This window comes from Photorhabdus hainanensis, assembly GCF_018448965.1.
GTDB lineage: Bacteria > Pseudomonadota > Gammaproteobacteria > Enterobacterales > Enterobacteriaceae > Photorhabdus > Photorhabdus akhurstii.
In genome coordinates, this window is the sequence record NZ_RCWD01000027.1 from 19,937 (window position 1) to 38,663 (window position 18,727).

Here is an 18,727-nt window from a genome sequence, read left to right on the forward strand (position 1 = left end):
AAGAAATTTATTAAACCGCGATAGTCACAATACCTTAAAAACAATACTTTAAAAACAATACCTTAAAAACAGAGGATATTATGAGTTCTACATTCGATACAGCGAAGTCAGGAGATGATAATAAGAACATACCGCTTCTATCATGGTTCTGCACCTGTTGGGTATAAGACACCTAACGGGCTGTGATGTAACACAGATGAGGCTAATCCTTCAAATAGATGATGTTATTGGTCGCTTGATAAATGGTAATAAAGGTATTTTTAATTAAAAATTAATATGTTGAATGTTTAGAGTCATGATCATTGAGTGGAAAATCAGTAAAGGCCAAATGGTTTCATACATCGTAGACTGCTATTTTGGGGATGAGTTATTTTTGTCATTGCATCCGCCATTATATTTACAATAACTTAATCATTATTGAATTTGTAACACTTTGTTACAAAGTTTACTTTTTGTAAATGAAAAAAGTGGAAATTTTTTCTTGCTATTTGGTGATGATTTAATAATCATAACTTGAGTTCTGTCATATGGACAATATGAAGGACCTTCCAACTCCTGTTCCCTTATTCAAAGGGATTAATCGATAGGGATACATTTCGTCTTCCTGTCGTTCAGCTTGCTATTACTCACGGCATAAGCGGTGTTTCTTATCTGTGGTAATAGGATTTTTACTATCTTGTTTCCTTAGTGACGCAATCAATCACGGCTATTCCTGACAGGATATTGATGCTGATGAAAGTGATTGATAGCCGGGCGGGGAAATCTTGTGGAATTTTCACCACATGATGTTTGGGCTGCGTGCCTATCTGTAATAATAAGCAAAGGAAACAACACTGATGAGTACATTAGATCCGCGAGAATGTTTCGATTGTAGGCTGTTGAAACACTGGGTGGAATTTCAATTGGTGGATGAACAGGGGAAACCCTTGGTTAATATGCCTTATAGCCTGATAAGCAAGGGGCTACCGAATTATGTGCGCAAAGGAAAGACGGATGGTTTCGGGGTGCTCAGGGAAGAAGACCTGTCAGCTCATCCGGTGACATTGTATATCCATGCCCAATCGTTGGCCGATGAGATGGAACAGCGCCCGTTGCGGGAAAAACGGGGAGAAGAATTTTCAGTGGTGAAGCCGAAAGCAGAAGCCGAAGGCCATCAATATCGCTATGTGACTATCGGGCAGATCAGTGATGGGTTGCCAGCGTTAGATGATTGGAATGATCCCAAAAAAATTCCACCTCCCTATCATTTCCCAGATCCAGAACCCAAAGGGCTTTATTCCCGTCCGCTCAACTGTCGGCATGTTCTGGAGGTATGTCCATTCCGGGCTTGGGTTCTGCTGCTACATCATCAAAAAGAGTATTCCATTGTGAATGCTTATAATCAGTGTTTGATGAGCGTGCTGGCCTATGCTGGCGGGGATGTCGATGTTGAAGGTTCTGTACTTCACTTTTTTAATCGGCAAATGGTCGATGTTTCAAAGTTACCCTATAAAGTGGAAGCATTGTCGGCAACACCTGTCGTTTACGATGTGCCGTTTAGTAAACGTTATGCCCGGGTGGAGTTTATTGATTCACAAGCAGGGAACAACAAACAGGGTGATACTAAATTGTTTTATGCCGCCAGTGAGAAAGATGTGATTGTTAGTTGGCGGGGAACCGTTAGCCTGGATAATTACCTGACTGATGCCACGTTCCAGCCATTGGCTTTAAGTTGTAATGATGACAAAGCATTGTGCAGCGAGTTTATTCATCATGGTAAAGTGCATAAAGGGTTTTGGGAGGCATTTAATCTGGGGGGGAGGTTAATCGTTCCCAGTGATGACACTGAAACTATAACAGTGTTTCGAGATATCATCAGTTTGGTTATAAACAAACGATTATTTATTTGCGGCCATAGTCTGGGAGGCGCGCTGGCATTATTGCACAGCGCACAACTGAAAGAACACAATCCTTGTCTCTACAGTTATGGAATGCCACGAACACTCACTCGTAGTGCGGTAGAGGAATTGTCTTCTATTATCCACTATCGCCATGTTAATGAAGATGATGTCATCCCTGCTGTGCCATTTGAACAAGATATGGATAATGTTTTTTTCAATTATTGGGCGCCGGCGGGGTACGACTGGGCGGTTATGAAGTTGTTGTCGCCGTCACCGATTATTCAGGCAATTAAACAGGCGACAGCCAGTAAAGAAATTTATCTGCATCATGGTAAAGTTGTTCATTTTTTTCAAGCCAACAGTTGCCCGGAATGGCTGATTTCCGCCCGGAATGCCTCTCTTATAACGGGTGTTGCTGAAAAAATATTGGATAACACCACAAAGCTCTACTTAATTCCTGAGTTAAATCAGGAAACAGAAAAGGATTTTTCGCTGGCTGGGGAGCGGCAAAATGCGTTGTTTAATCAGCTCAGTCAACAAGAAAAAGACAAATTGTTTGTTGAAAACAGAAGTGCTGATTTGAAAGGCGGATTCGGTTTCTCTAACCATAGCTCGTATAAATATGCGGGTTATATTGACAAGCGCCTCAGAGAGTTATGTGAGCCGGATAAGGTTACAGTCTATCAGGATAGTCAGCGTCAATTTAAGGCGAAAATGGACAGTTATAAGATGCTTATCCCTGACAATGTTTACTACCGAAATCTCTATTTTCTGGATATGGATAAGCAGTTAATAAAATCACTGACGGTCAGCCAGCAGGAAGAACAAGGGGAACTGGCCTTACAGCATTACTGTGATAAACAGGAACTGTCTGTATGAAAATATTGAAGATAACGCTGCCCTTATTATTTCTCTATTTTATTTACTGGGCGTTTGGGGACGCCTTTTTTGACCGGCTTTTTCCTTTTTCACCTGACGAGAAGAAACAGTTGATTACGGTGGAAGGTGTCGCGCCGAAATATACAAAACCGTATGTGTCCGCGCAGTATATCTCAAAAGACTGTCTTAGATATCAGTTTGATGCAGGTATGTCGCCTTATCAAGTGCCGACTTATTATAAATTACGTCTGGATGTGAAGTCAGATCCCCAAACTGGTTACTTTCAGGCGAAATTGCCTTTCAATGGTGGAGGATGGTGTAAATGGAAAATCAATCAAGCTTCTGTGGCAGTGGGGTATACCGATGTCCGACATCTGGTGAAAGATGCCGTGCCGTATACGGGAACAGGTTTAACCGCATTTATTAACGATGCTGTTCAGACAAACATTAGCGAAATTGCGGCATTGAATACCATTGATTTCAGCCCAATTATTTACCCTGTTTTGGAAATGGCTGAGGGGAGCCCAAAAAGAATATTTTTACAGGGTCAAGTTAGTATGTATCCCTTTCGATTCAGGTTAACGCCGGATGCTGAATGGAAAATTATCTATAAGCCTAAACTGGATGAAACTAAGATGCCGAAAATTACTATCACTAACGGAAGGGGAGAATGGGTTGAATATCCTGACGGGCGAATTGACCTCCATCGCCAAACGATAGACTACTGGAAGATAAAGTAGTGCTAACAGAGTTTCCAGTAAAAACCATTGACCGTGGGCCAGTAGGAAGGACAAGGGGAACTGGCCTTACAGCATTACTGTGATAAGAAGGAATTATCAGTATGAAAATATTGAAAATAACGCTGTCCTTATTATTTCTCTATTTTATTTACTGGGCGTTTGGCGACGCCTTTTTTAACTGGCTGCTTCCCTTTTCATCTGCCGGAAAAGGGCAGTTGATTACGGTAGAAGGAGTGGCTCCGAAGTACACTGAGCCATATGTAGCAGCTATATATAAGTCAAAAGATTGCTTAAAATACCAATTTGATGCAGGTATGTCGCCTTTTAAAGTACCGACTTATCATAGCCTAGGTTTGGATGTAAAAGCTGATGCGAAAACTGGTTACTTTCAGGCAAAATTGCCTTTTAGTGGTGGAGGTTGGTGTAAATGGAAGATTGATAGAGCCTTTGTATCAGTAAGTTATACCGATGTCAGTCATTTGGTAAAAGATGCTGTTCCGTACGAGGGAACAGGATTAACTGCATTTATCAACGACGCGGCTCAAACAAATATTAGCGAAATTGCAGCATTGAATACTATAGATTTCAGCCCGGTTATTTACCCTGTATTAAAGATAGTTGATGGGCGCCCAAATAGAATTTTCTTGCAGGGCGTGGTGGATACGTATCCTTTTCGGTTGAAATTAACTCCAAGAGCGGAATGGAAAATTACCTATAAACCTAAGTTAGATGAAACCAAAATGCCTAAAATTATTATTCCACCAGGTAAAGAACCTTCAAGAGTTGAATATCCTGATGGCAGAGTTGATTTAGACAGAGATTCTATTGATTACTGGAAAATAAAGTAGTGCTAACAGAGTTTCCAGTAAAAACCATTGACCGTGGGCCAGTAGGAAGAATAAGGAATACTGGCCTTACAGAATTACTGTGATAAACAGGAACTGTCCGTATGAAAATATTGAAGATAACGCTGTCCTTATTATTTCTCTATTTTATTTACTGGGCGTTTGGCGACACCTTTTTTGACCGGCTTTTTCCTTTTTCGCCTGACGGGAAGAAACAGTTGATTACGGTGGAGGGTGTCGTGCCGAAATACACAAAACCGTATGTGTCCGCGCAATATATCTCAAAAGACTGTCTTAGATATCAGCTTGATGCAGGTATGTCGCCTTATCAAGTGCCGACTTATTATAAATTACGTCTGGATGTGAAGTCAGATCCACAAACTGGTTACTTTCAGGCAAAATTACCTTTCAATGGTGGAGGATGGTGTAAATGGAAAATCAATCGAGCTTTTGTGGCGGTGGGGTATACCGATGTTAGCCATCTGGTGAAAGATGCCGAACTCTCTTCGGGAACAGGATTAACCGCCTTTATCAACGACGCCGCACGAACAAATTATTCTGAAGCCTCTGAGACTCGTGCATTGAATACGATAAATTTCAGCCCGGTTATTTACCCTGTTTTGAACGTGGTTGAGGGATATCCAAACAGCATTTCCTTACAAGGCAAGGTAAATTCGTTTCCGTTTAGACTGAAATTAATTCCAGGAGAGGAATGGAAAATCACCTTCAAGCCCAAACTGGATGAAACTAAAATGCCAAAAATTACTATAACTAAGGGGAAGGAATGGGTTGAATATCCTGATGGACGAATCGACCTTAATCGCCAAACGATAGACTACTGGAAAATAAAGTAGTGCTAACAGAGTTTCCAGTAAAAACCATTGACCGTGGGCCAGTAGGAAGAATAAGGAATACTGGCCTTACAGCATTACTGTGATAAACAGGAACTGTCCGTATGAAAATATTGAAGATAACGCTGTCCTTATTATTTCTCTATTTTATTTACTGGGTGTTTGGCGACACCTTTTTTGACAGGCTTTTTCCTTTTTCGCCTGACGAAAAGAAACAGTTGATTACGGTGGAAGGCATAGCACCGAAAGACACAAAATCGTATGTGTCTGTTATGTATATCTCAAAAGATTGTTTCAGATATCGTCTGGATTCCAATATGTCGTCTTTTAAGGTAACAACTTATAATGACTTACTTGAAGGAACTTAATCCGATTTGAGTGATCTGGCAATCGTCAAAAAGAGAACGTCAACCTAATCGGACTGGGTTAGGTCAATTATGGCACCTATACCGATTCATCAAGGACATTGTTTAGATTTTGGTTTTAGAGAGACAGTATGAATTTAATAATAGCTGATGCATTGGAATATAAAGTCAGGGTAAAAGAATTCGCGTTTGGGAAAAAATGTCATTATTATCGGCTTGCAAAATACAAATATCATGATGTTCAAGTCTAGATTCTCGAAGAGGAGAAGCTAGACAGCCAAAACTGATCATAGGTAAATTATTTTGTTTTAGAAACTGATGCAATGCGTGTGCGATATTTATCTACTAGCTTTGAAAACCAATCCGTCATTAAAGTTTGTCCTATTCTATATTGACTAAATGTTTTCATAGATAATACCATTTTTTATTAATATTTCAGAATAATATTGACCGGATTATCTATAACTGGGATCAAGTAACGTAGTTGGTGCTGATATATCCAGCAAAGCGCCACTTTCATCTTTAATCAGAAGGCGGCGTTGGCCATAGGGCAAATCACGTGGTGGTTCAACGATATTGAATCCAAGTTTCTGTGCTTTCAAATAATAAGGCTCAACATCTTCTACAATACAAGTGATAATAATTCCCTGGCAAGAATTCTGATATATTTCTGGAATAAACTCACTCGTTCTTAAAAAAGCGGAAACTTGTCCATGTTTTTTAGAAGACATTGAAATAAACCAGTTAGATTCGTATTCAATATTAAAATTCAAGAGGTTGACAAATAAATTCCGTGTACTTATTAAATTATCAGTAAGAATGTTAGTTAGCATATTACGTCTCCTTCTTGAGGGATCTAAAACGTCAGAATTTATAACCAAGTATTCTGATAAACAAAGATATAGGAATGATCTCGTATTTTCTAACCCACTTTAACACATCCTTGAAAATGATAAAGTGCTTTGGTCAAGTGTCATAAATGTCGCAATTGAACTTTGTTCTGGCTGTGCCAGATTAAATTCATTTATATCCGCTCGTTAACATTAAACGAGCGAATATTGATTCAATTACACCAGCGCATCAGCGGCCGTATCATTCTCATCCTCACTCACGGTAAACCACGGGAAATATTGGCTTTGGCGCAGCCAGCCTTTTGCAGTAATAACCCGGATTTCCCGCCCAATCGGATCGTAGATATGAGTATCCGCATAGGCTTCTTTTCTGGCGCTGTCATCACTGACATATCGCCAGTCGTTGAGGAAATAGGGCTGATAAGTGCGTATCGTCTGCCCTTTATTATCATATTCGGTGCGTCCCGTGACCGCCCAACGCGTTTTAGTATCCGCCATTTTTGTCACCAGAGAACCGTCTTGGTTACGTTGCCAGGCTTCGCCTGCCTCATGTCGTACAGACGCTTGTAGCAGACGGCCAAAACCATCACTGAATGCGACTTGTTGGCGAATTTGCTGCTCAGAATCGCGGTCGTAACGGTCTGTGGTCAGCGTAAGGTTATGGGGAGGTAAACCAATGCTGTTGGTTAACAGTTTAACTAATGGTGTACTGATCTTTTGACTTTGTACCCAACAGCGGCGAGCTAGTGCGCAAATACGCCAATCTTCCGTGATAATCCGCGAATCACGCAGTGTCTTCTGCTCTTCCTGCGTTAATGTGTTGAAGGTTTCCTGACTGAATAGTGGCATCCAACTGTCCGGTGCATAGACCAGACACTGCGCGACAGGCAGTGGTCCGGTTAGATTAATAGCGGTATTGATATCGTTTGGTGGAGAGAATGGTTTTTCTTCTGGTGAAGAGTAACCTGTTGCCATACCGCTTTCGATTCCCCAGAAACGTTGCGTGACAAGGCGTCCCAGAGCATCCAAGGTGATGAGATGCACATTATCGTTGATGTCAGTCAGTTGCGTTGGTGTGAGAAAACGCCAGTCATAATTGGCTGAGACGGTGAAGCCGGCAGCATCTTGGGTTTGGGTGATGACACAATAGTGAGTATCCCATTTTAGCGTCATTTTCCCGGTTAACAGGGTGTTACGTTGTGCGACAGGACGCCAAAATTGTGCTTCCGTCCCGTAATCGGTATAGCCTTGACGCGCTACCCAGACGTTGTTTTCGCCGGTGCGAGGAAACAGGTAAGGCTGTTGTTGGTATCCGGCCTGTGTCAGAATTCCCGGTAATTCGTCTGGCGTAATACCGCCATCAAATGCGGATAACAGAGATTCCGTTAATACCGCCGTTTCGGTAAAGGCGATTAACGCTTGTCGTGTCGGCATTTTCAGTGGTGTTTGGTTTTTCCCGTCGGTATAGAACGTTCGTTGCTGATTGAGGTATTCGCGTGGTTTATCATCGGCAATCAGGCTATTTTCAGCACTCAGGGCTTCCAGATTTAAGCCATCAACAGGCACCTGTTTGGCGTCGTAAGTAAAGGCGTCACTGCGTGTGCCATCCGGTAATCCCAACACTCTGAGTTCATTACCAATAAGATGGCGCCAACTGGATTGTCGGCAGGTTAATCGCAATAGCTGTTGTTGATCGTCATAACTGCTGGCAAACAGCGTATCCGGTAGGGTATCGGGATACGGATTGGTTGTTGGTTGATTGCGGCGGGGATATTGCACGGAAACCTGTTTCAGTGGTTGCCCGAATAGGTCGCTGGACAGCGTGATATCCTGATTGCACTGGGGATCACTGATAATACGTTCATAGTGATAGCTACGGCTTTCCACGACTGAGGCCCAGAGCGCCGGGGAAACGGTGGCGCCATCTTGTAATTGGCGCACCTGTGGACGGGATTCAGTCACTGTATAGGGGATCTGCTGCTGTGCGCCGCCATCCAGCCCGTAGAGTTCACTACGCAGTGGCTGACCTTTTAGCGCCCGGTTTAACCAGTATAGATTATGGTCATCTTCCGGTGTCAGTGGAACATCTTTGCCCTCTTTCCAGAGAGTAAAACGTGGCGTAAAACCGGCGAAAGCTTGCTTATCGCCACGCCAATACCCGGCGGATAACGCATTATCTACCGCAGGTAATCCGGTGGCATACCAGCTTTTGGCAAGTGCCGGCGGTGTACGTTCCGGCGCATTGCCTTGAGCGAGTTGATGGCTGTCTGTCTGCTCAACATAACCAAAGCCACGAAATTCCCGCTCACGTCCATCCCAGGCGCCGTGGGCGTAACGTAAAGTGGTCACTAATTTATTGCCGCTGATTTCATCCTCGGTTGCTGTTTGCCAAAGGGTATGGACCGGGAAGGGCAGGTAACAGACCGGTGTTTGTCCGGTAGCCAATGCCGCAGCTTTTTCATCCAGCCAGAACTGGACAGAGCTACGGTAATGCAAGGTGTGATTGGCCCCCATATTGTTGTTCATTTCACTGAGTAACCACGGTTTCGCGTTGGTCAGATCGCAGCGCCAATGATGTGGCGCCATATGCGGTACGCTTAGGATCAGGCTGACAACGCCTAACCCTTGTACATCGGCTACTTGCAACTGGCAGGTGTCATCAAAACGCAGGCCGTCAGGAAAGTGGAGTGTGAATGGTTCTGCAAAACCGTTGCCACTTTCATTTCTGAAAATATCCAGACGGTCAGCATGAACATAAATCAAATCGGCAGGGCCGCTACCATCCAGATCGGCCAGATGAACTCGGTCAGGATTAAAACTGGCGGCAGATTGGCTGAATCCCGGCAATGCGATTGGCTGACCAAAACGGCCATGTCCCAGATTCGGCCAGCAGGTGACTTGAGTCGCGCTCACTTCAACCAGATGTGCTTGGCCTGAACCCAATACGTCACTAAACGCCACTAACTTACGGGCATCAGCGCCCGGTAAAGGCAGAGTGATATCACCGGATTGCACCACATCCCGCCCTTCGGTAAAACCATCACGGTTATTCGCATATAAGCGCACACTTTTGGGACCAATTAGCACTAAATCGGACAGTCCGGCCCCCATTAAATCCGCCAGTTGCGCGCGTGGATGGGTATATTCCACCGGCAAAGCGTTGAGTGGCGTAAAATGTGTCCAGCTACCATCCGGGTGCTGACTGTAGTAGCCCCTTAGCCCCGGCCCGGTAATCACCCAGTCCAGTTGTCCGTCACCGTTAATATCCATCAGTGAGGCGTTATCCTGCACAGCCGGTGTGATGGGAAGGAGTTGCATTTTCCCCCAAGTGACTGCGTTCATCTCTTCCCCGGCTTGACGTTGGGCGGATCGATACCACCAGCCATTTTTATCCTGATAGAGGATGCCGGGCACGCCTTCTCCTTTTAGGTCAAGTAGTTGCCAGCGCTGAATGGTGTTGAAATTTGCCAGTACATCCATTGATTGCCAGAGTGCGGTTTGTTCCGGCTCAAAAGGCTGATAGGCCAGTTCCAGTGGCGGCAGCGCGGTGACGGTGTTGTTGTCCTCATGGCCTACCCGGCGGACAGAAACGAGCGTACTGACCATCGCGTTTTCGTCATAATCCAGTATCAGACGCGACACTAGCGCAGGTTCATCATCCCCCTTTGCCTGACCAGACAGGGTTTGTAGACGGTGAAACATCAGTATTTGGCGGCATAAGCGGCGAGTACGCAATTCAAAACCGTATTCATAACGGGAAAAACGGTCTTTTCGGCAAAGCCAATTGCCTGTGGCTTTAAACAGCGGCATTTCAGATAAGCTGTTTTTGCGTTCACCGTAGTCAAATACTAAACAGAACAACCAGCCAGATTTAAGTGGGTCATCTCCGTTTAGCGCAGGAAAAACGTCGCTGGCGGTCAGGTTCCCGTAATGTACCGTTTGCAGGTAGCGCTGGACGGTTGCGCTGGGGTGGGCTGCTAGCTCGTCGGTTTCGCAACCTGCTTCATCTTCGGCGCGATATTGATAATAAATCTGTTCGCCGTGGGATGATACCGAAGCTTCCAACAGCCATTGCGCTGTTTGGTTAACATTGAGTGGATTACTGATACGCGCCTGAGGATTTTTGCCCAGTAAATGGACCTGTCCGTCGGGGCTGTATATCAGCCAGAAATCGGTTGCGCCGGTTGTTTGGGGTTGCCAGTATTCCAACCGGCTAAAGTGGCTTTCCAAGCGGGAGCGATAACCGGTAACAGTGAAAGTTGTTCCTAAATTGATGCCTTGCAATGAGGATTCACTGCGGATATCAGCTTGACCTGCCTCATTTAATGCTACGACCAACACTTCACCTTCCGGCCCCAGAAAAGTATCGGTTTCATCGTAATTCGGCACGCCGGTACTGGTGCGACGACGAATTGCCATGACGCCGCAGTCCCAACCGAGACCAAATGGGCTGTTACCGGTTCCACTGTTGTAATTCAGAGTGAGCGAGGGTGCGTAACCACGCCCGGCGGAAATGGGTAATGGCAGGGATAGGGCGGCCATACCATCCGGCCCGGCTGGTGTTAATGTTTCACCCATGCCGGTAATGGCGCCGCCGCCCTTGGGTAATGACAGCTCGGTAACACTGAATGTTTGTGAATTCTGCATAAAAACTCCTTACAGGCCCCGGTTCGGAGCCTGTTTTAGTACGTTGGGACGGTTATTTAATGGTGTAGCGAATATGCAAAATGATATCGTTCAGGGTTTTTAACATAGTGGCTTGTTTACCTTTATCCGGCATGGATGCATTTGGGAAGCTCAGTGTCAGCGTGCCTTGATCAATGGCGATGCCTTCGAATGGCAGGAATTTGCCATCGTTGAAATCGAGTTGGAATTGGCCGCTGTCATTCATGCCGTGAGAAACTGTCAGCGCTTCACAGCCGTTAGCTAATCCGGCTTTATCGCCGTAAGACAATATTGCCTGCACATCCTGATAGGGTCCCAGTAGCGCGGGCAGGGTGACGCTGATCTGTTTGATACGTCGAATTTTGCCAAGCGATGCTGGGTAATCCTCACGAATTTTCAAATCAGCTAATGAAACTGATGCTTGCAAAGAGGTTTTAGTGTCCGTGCCGGCGCCGAACGCCAAATTGTTACTACCATTGCCGACACTGCCTGAACCTTTACTCACCAGCTTGTCAATTTCCTGAGTCAGAGAGAATGGACCGTTATCTTTTGGTAATCCCGCATAAACTTCGGCCAGCGACACTGTGCGTTCAACCTCTAATGCGCGTTTATCGCGTTTCAGATGAGCGTCTTCCATTTGCGCCAGACTTAGCATCAAGGTTTCACCTGCAAGCAGACCGGCATAGGTTCCCTGCCATGCGCCCGGTTTAATGAAGCGGGCGGAATCATCATTGAGTTCCCAACGGTAAGCTTGTTCTGCCATCAGGCAACGCGCGACGGCCAAATCGTAGAACTGGAAGTAAATCGCCGCCAGTCGACCACGCAGCCAGTTGTACAACGCCTGATTGCTGAACTTACGTTGCAGGAAAGCCAATTGAGATTGGGTCTGTTCTTGTTGGGTTTTCAGACTAGTTTTCTGCAATACGGCGGCTTCACGGCGTACTGCCAACGATTTAAGTTGGGCGTCGAGTTGTTTCAGCTCCGCTTCGGCATTATTACGCTGGATCTCCCACTCTTGACGGCGACGACGGTAGGTTTCCGATTGGCTAATTTTATCCGCTTCGGTGTTCATAACATTCGCGGAGAACTCCATCACATAACCTGTCGCCTCAGCGATAGCCCCCCAACGGCTGCCGCCACCGGCAAAGCCGAAGATGTTAGGCACCAGATCAGCCGCCGCGCCGGCCAGACGGGATGCCTGAACCGCCGTGGTAAGCCCGGCGGCGGACGCTCGTAGCGTCATGGCTTGGTTTTCACCGGCGTTGATATTCTCATCGTACAGTTTGCCGTAGCTATCAAAGCGCGATTGTGCTCCCGCTTTGGATTTTTCCAACACCGTTTTCTCGGCATCCAATTCTTCAATGGTTTTGTCCTGAATGCTCAGGTTAGTCAATATCAGCTCGGCGGCTTGATTTTGTAATAACGCATTGAGCGCTTCCGCATCCTGACGTTCGATAATATTTTGTAACGTGGAGCCGAACTGGGTGAGCTGGCTGACCATGCCGCGCGCATTTTCCAGCATGTGCGGGAAACGCCACAGGGACATAAATGATTCCGGCAGTTTTCCTCCAGCTTGAGAAGTGGCGACGGCGGCGCTGAGTAACGCTTTCGGATCGGCCGGTGTGGCATAGATTGGCAGATATAACGGCTGACCGTCGATAGAGAGGTTATGACGCAGGTTGTATACTCTCTGAGCTAATGTCTGCCAGTAATTCATCATCACTTCATTGATTTGCGGCAGGAAGAGATCAGTCAGGGTATTGGCGCTGCGCAATGATAAAGGCGCCGGTGTAGGTATATTCTGCCGCAGAGCGACTATTGCGCTGGCGTGAGCATTTTGGGTAGTCATATCTGCGGCTCTGTCCAACCGTGGATCACTCCATGTCGTACTCAGCGGTAGATAAGGTTTGTCGCCTAATAGATGCAGCGCTTGCATATACCACATCTTCGCTTCGTTAAGTGTATCTCGCTCCAGTTGGCGATAAGCATGATCGCCGCGTGCTATCAATAGATCCAAGGTACGCATAAAAGTTGAAACTTTGTAGTGCATTGGATCGTGTTGTGCTACTGCGTCAGGATCGACAGAATCCAAAGGATTACTGTTCCAACTGGTGTCTTCCAGTAACGGGCGGACGTTCCACTGGTAGTTCTGAATCTGGCCGTGGACAATATAACCGGATGGACTCCAGACATATTTCAGCCAGCGGTTGGCTTCATCAAAGTTTTGTTCATGCAGCAAACGTTGAGCAACCAGCATCGGGGTATAGTAGAACAGTTCCCAGAAATAGAGGCTGTTCGCGCCGCTGAAATCCATTGGTTCAGTTTTTTGATTTTCTATAAAAATAGGATCACGGTTTTTTTCATTACCTTTGGGATAATAACCCTGAAAATTCGTACCATTCTTAAACCAAAACTCGCCAATTTTTATTGGATTAGCAGAATATTTTACAAATAAATAAATCCAGCTATCTCTCCCCTTATTATCTACCGGTTTTGTATTGTTACTACGCTCTTTTACAGATATATAAGTTTCAGAGAGATTAATTAATTGATTTTTATCTGTTAGTTCACCCTGATAAATGACATTTTCTTGATCAGGTTGTTTTTCACTGTTTCCTAACATAATTGTGATATTTTTGCTGCTACCGTGAAGACTTGAGTCGTATATTGGTAATGTTGCAGTAAAATTATCATTCCATAAAACAGGCTCTTGGATATTCTGAGTTTCCATGCTCAGAATCGTATCAATTCCGGTAGTAGCTCGTGCAATCAATTGACGGGCAAATAGAGTATTCAGGCGAGTACGATAGGCTTGCCATTGCATATATTGCGCACCATTTTCATTATGGTGCAGGGTCAGGGCATTATCGGTACTTACCTTGCGGGTAACAGGAATACTGAAACTTTCATAACCCAGTTTGCGTCCATCTTCCGCAAATGCGGTAAAGGTGACATCAATACTGGCTGAATTGTTAATAAAGTTCAGACCAGAACCGTCTATTTCAAGGGTATTAAATTGATAATACATTTCGTCAAAGTTAGGTGATGGCTGAATAGAAACATCTTTATCTGCGGTAAGCTCGTACTCTTTGCTACCAGCCTTCACAATTACCTTAACTTTTGCAGCAGGAATTGCAGTTTTGATTTCTTCTGCGTTATAGACATCAGTAGCAATAATACGGAGTCCATTATTTGTATCCTCCATATAGAGATATTGCTTAAATAAAGGCTCTTGATTAGAAGTATCTATAATATAGCCGTTATTACTATTGGTAACTTCTGAATATAGGCTTTTCCCCCAATTAGGAAGAAAGACACTTACTTTACCAATTTGGTTATCCCGATAAAACAGTAATCTACTTTCTCTATTATTAGTAGCGTTTCCACTATATTGATAAACCGGGTATATTAACTTTTTATTTGATGTCCATTGTGTATTGACACTCAGATTGGTGTAGATAATAAACTTATCACCCAATTTGCCATATTTTTTTATCAGGTCACACTGATGACGTGTTCGCTCATCAGCTCCTTCATGGGTAATTCTTAGCTTAGGTGAAATATGGATTTTTAAATCACTTGATGATGCTTGGTAACGGATAATGGGAATATCTCCACCATGCACCATACTGAGGTTATATTCTCCTCTGCCATAACTGTTATTGCTATTTACCGATGAAGGGATTTCATAATTTTCGGCATAGCGGTTATTCACTCTTCTGACATTATTGGTATCAAATTGTTGATAGCTATTATCCCGATAAACATTGCTCTGTTCTGGGGTCATATCTTTGGATGCCATATCGGAAAAGATATATAGCCCTTGCATTGAAGCGTTTTTATAACTATCGAGTGTGTCTTGCTGGTTATAAAACATCACCAGCAACGTATCTTCACCTTGATAACCGGCACAATAGAGTCCGGGCGCTCTATTTTTTGCCAGTGCTAGCCTGGATATTTTTTCATTGACATCAAAGGTGATTGGCGTATTCCAAGTGCCATCATAGCGGATATGCGCCAATTTCAGTTCATAACGATAATCCGTCTCGGTTTGATAGCCATCTTTGCTATTTCCTGTCTGTTTGGTGATCTCCTTTTGTTCCAACCAGAGCAGATACAGGCGGGATTTATATATCACTGGACGAATAGTGCTTTTATAAGGGTTAATTGGACAATCAATTTTGTGCCACTCGCTCCAGGCATTAGCGGCGAATTTACCGTTGCTGAATTTACTGTGATCGACACTGCGCCAATAATATTCACCGGCGTCAGTTTCACTGAGTCCGATAAAATAGGTCAATCCTTGATCGTTGTTAATATTATCGTGATATGCGCTAACAACTTTAAGATTAGCCACCTGTTCAAACGATGTCAGATAAGACATAAAGGCGTCTTCGACGGTATCGGCGTTTAACTGGCTTTGGCTGACGGATTGCAGTAATGCGTCCATCATTTTGGTTTGTCCGATACGCATGGTCGGATCAATATAGTTTTCCGGGTAGTAAACTAATTGAGAAACACCCGCCCAAGTGCTGTAGCGTTTATTGTATTTGTCCCAGTCGATAAAGAATTGGCGGCTGATAACCCCCGAATTGGCATTTTCTTCCACATTTTCCAATGCCCGGTTGACGTACAGTTGAATACTGGCAATGGCTTCGGCGATCCGGGTGGTTTTTATTGCAGCGGAAACCTGATTATCAATCAGTAAATACTGATACAAGTCATCACGGCTTTTAATAGCCGCCGCTGCCTTGGCGACTTGACGGATATAGTAGGTGCTTAACGCGGCACTGCGAGATTCATCCAGAAAAGCGTGTAATGTATCGGCCTGTTGTGAATTCAACCCGGCGGTTAATACGCCTGCCGCGTTTTCCCACTGGGCATAGGTCGGTGTCTCTTTCATTGATTGGATATAATCCAGCCCGACCAAAGCGGAAACGCCCTGTGGGGCGACATTCAATTGCCGTGCGACATTAACCCATTGCAGGATAGTATCGATAGATGTCCAATAGGAAAACGCATTTTCTGGAGTCACTGGGGGAAGATGTTGATGGTTTTGTGCTTGAGTACTGGCTTGCAACAGCAAATTAGCATCGAGATTCATGGCATCTGCCAGTTGTTCTGCCGTTAACGTGTTAGCTTCAAATGCCGCTAACACCGAGGAGGCTTTTTCACCTAGTGCGTTCACCCAATCCGCAAAACGCGTCAGCATGATCAGTGAAAGTGCATCATGCGCAGGCGCTGCTCCAGTTGGAGCGCCAAACATCTCTGATTTTGTCACAAACAGACGGAAGGCGTTTTCGTTGATGCCGGTGGAATGGTAAACCATTTCCAATTGTGCCAAAGCCTGACAATACTGAACGATATGTTCCTGCGTTTCTACGGCTTCCGATGAATCCGGCGTATACTTAGTATTCAACCAGTCCCAGAATTTTTCCGCTGTCATTGCGCCGTCGCCGGGCTGTAGCTTATCTGCCCAAAGCAGCACTGAATGGGCGACATTTTCCGATGATAATTGCAAGGTGGCCGCAATATAGGGCGCCATGACATGGAGCAAATCTGCTTTGTCTTTATCAAAACCTTGTAAACCGTGGTAGACGGTATCCAGCAAATTCTTAATTTCAGGCGTTAGCGTTTTGTTATAGCTGGTGGAGGTCATGACAAATAACTGGAACACGCTCCACTTCTGTGTATCTAACCAGCCGGTAATAGTATTGAGTTTTCTGAGCAGGGTAGCCAATTGCTTATCACTGATAGCGGATAAATTAGTTTTTCCTTCACCTACGGCAATCAGTAATAAATCCAGTTCATCAATGGTTAATTGATGAATATCTGCCAGTAATTTACCAATATATAAATTGGAAAGATTCTTTAGGTTATTTTTAATTTTTCCATCTTTATTATCATGGTCGGTAATTTTAAGCAGGCGGAAGAGCGAGACATCATCGATATTAAATGCACGCTTAAGTACAGTTTTGCGCCAATCACCGGTGCTGCCTGAATTTAAATCAATCTCTTCATCGCCGGTAGAAAAATATTGGCCGTTCAGTAATGGCGTGTTAAACAGGCGATCAAATTGGCTAGGTTGATTATCGTATGAACGTTGTGAAATAGGCGCGTTGCATAGTATCAGGGCAGTTTCAGCATTAATAGCATAACGCTGCATATAATATTTAGTCAGAAAAACTTTACCTAATACTTCTGTGTTGATATCCAGTTGTGGATTAACACTGCGTACAATGCCTTCCAGAATAGTAGGTGACAATTCTGTCGCACGGGATAGACGAATCGCTTTATTGAGTTTTAGCAAAAAAGAGTATTGGTTATACTCTTCAACGGTAAATTTTGCGGTAGCATAATGATAGCCTCCTCCCTTAGATACTCGTTGTAGACCGATTTCAAAAGGTTGATTAATATCAGTTGGCGTTAACGTTATACCAATTGTGTATTCGGTGTTTATTTGGGGAGTTATATCTATTTTAGCAAGTTCTTTACCGTCTTTTAATTCAATCTTCAGGTAAATAGCATCATCTTTAGATGTTTTAAAATTATAGTTTAATTTGTAATTCTCACCACCTAGGGGGAATAAGCTAACTTCATTTAGCTGATAGGGATTTATCATATATTCCCGAGTGATCCGATATACCTTAACCGTGCCATCACTGCTGTTGACTACCGGAATAATAAGTTGGTTATTACTATATTCCTGTTGACCGAAATTGCTGGCTTTACCAATAAACTGGCTAAGTTCTTCATCACTTAAATTGTAATAACGTTTAAGGTATTCCGGCATGGCCAGTGAGGCCGGTTCGATATTACCGAAGTTTTTCTTATAAAGTTCCTCTGCGTTACCTTCGGTAATCTCCTCTGTCAGAATATTAAACAATTCAGGCGAGATTGAAGCGTTAATACCCAGTAGGGAAGCTTGATGCATCAGCCCGGCAATTGCCGGTGATGCATTGAGTTGCTCAAGCCCGGGATCTTGTAGCTGAATAACTTTACGCACATTTTCATAAGCGTCGTGATAAGGGGTCGCGCCGGAAGGACGGAAAGTGGAGAGCATTTCCATCACTTTAGTATAATTTTCTAGTTTAGATTCAGTTTTAATATTTTCCAATAACAGCTCATTAGACAAAGAGAGGGTGGATAATTCTGTATCCATATTTTGCTGACTGAGCGCCATTGATTTGAGATCTGGGCGGCGGGTATCCAGATAATAAACGGCGTCGCTGGCGTGTAAGTTGCGTGCTTCACGATAAAGTTCAGTCAAATAAGCGGCGGGGGAGAACATGGAAGAAACGGTACCCGGCGCGACATATTGACTGGCTCTACCGCTAAATTGATTGTTATAGCCTATCAGTTCAGCATTGGGAGCGAGAATGGCAAGATGCACCGCATTTTGTAATTGGGGATTGGCGCGTTTGAGAATACGCGCCTCATACAGGCGATTATCCTTTTGGGCCTGTTGTGCATCATGATATAAGTCGTGTGTTTCGGACCAGGAGAGGTGCTCAGATACTTGCTGGCGAAATTCATTAAAAGAGCTGTGGCTAATATCTGTCAGACAATTAAAACCACACTGGCTTTTTAATACATCAGGTATCTCTTTTACAGACTCGTTCATATTTATTCCTTTTTATTCCTTTTAAAT

General features: G+C 44.2%; 7 protein-coding genes. 4 read left to right on the forward strand and 3 right to left on the reverse strand.

Annotated elements, in window-relative coordinates:
- Window positions 1-836: 836 nt before the first annotated feature.
- The 4 genes from EAE92_RS16170 to EAE92_RS16185 all read left to right on the forward strand — a co-directional run bounded on the left by EAE92_RS16170 (window position 837) and on the right by EAE92_RS16185 (window position 5,198).
- Window positions 837-2,759, forward strand: coding sequence for a lipase family protein (locus EAE92_RS16170; protein ID WP_214068819.1), 1,923 nt, complete (start codon window positions 837-839; stop codon window positions 2,757-2,759).
- Window positions 2,756-3,499: a hypothetical protein gene (locus EAE92_RS16175; RefSeq protein WP_214068820.1), complete on the forward strand. Its 744-nt coding sequence runs from the start codon at window positions 2,756-2,758 to the stop codon at window positions 3,497-3,499. Before EAE92_RS16170 ends, EAE92_RS16175 begins: the two co-directional genes overlap by 4 nt.
- A 101-nt stretch (window positions 3,500-3,600) precedes the next feature.
- Window positions 3,601-4,347 carry a hypothetical protein gene (locus EAE92_RS16180; RefSeq protein ID WP_246545249.1) on the forward strand — a complete coding sequence of 249 codons (747 nt, stop codon included), beginning with the start codon at window positions 3,601-3,603 and terminating at the stop codon, window positions 4,345-4,347.
- 101 nt (window positions 4,348-4,448) lie between these two features.
- A complete protein-coding gene (locus tag EAE92_RS16185) occupies window positions 4,449-5,198 on the forward strand; it encodes a hypothetical protein (protein WP_214068821.1) in 750 nt (249 codons plus the stop codon).
- 817 nt (window positions 5,199-6,015) lie between these two features.
- Here the strand turns inward: EAE92_RS16185 and EAE92_RS16190 are convergent.
- From EAE92_RS16190 to EAE92_RS16200, 3 genes are all read right to left on the reverse strand, one after another.
- Window positions 6,016-6,393 carry a VOC family protein gene (locus EAE92_RS16190; protein ID WP_214068822.1) on the reverse strand — a complete coding sequence of 126 codons (378 nt, stop codon included), beginning with the start codon at window positions 6,391-6,393 and terminating at the stop codon, window positions 6,016-6,018.
- Between the two features lie 234 nt (window positions 6,394-6,627).
- A complete protein-coding gene (locus tag EAE92_RS16195) occupies window positions 6,628-11,058 on the reverse strand; it encodes a SpvB/TcaC N-terminal domain-containing protein (RefSeq protein ID WP_214068823.1) in 4,431 nt (1,476 codons plus the stop codon).
- Between the two features lie 52 nt (window positions 11,059-11,110).
- A complete protein-coding gene (locus EAE92_RS16200) occupies window positions 11,111-18,700 on the reverse strand; it encodes a Tc toxin subunit A-related protein (protein ID WP_214068824.1) in 7,590 nt (2,529 codons plus the stop codon).
- Window positions 18,701-18,727: the final 27 nt, after the last annotated feature.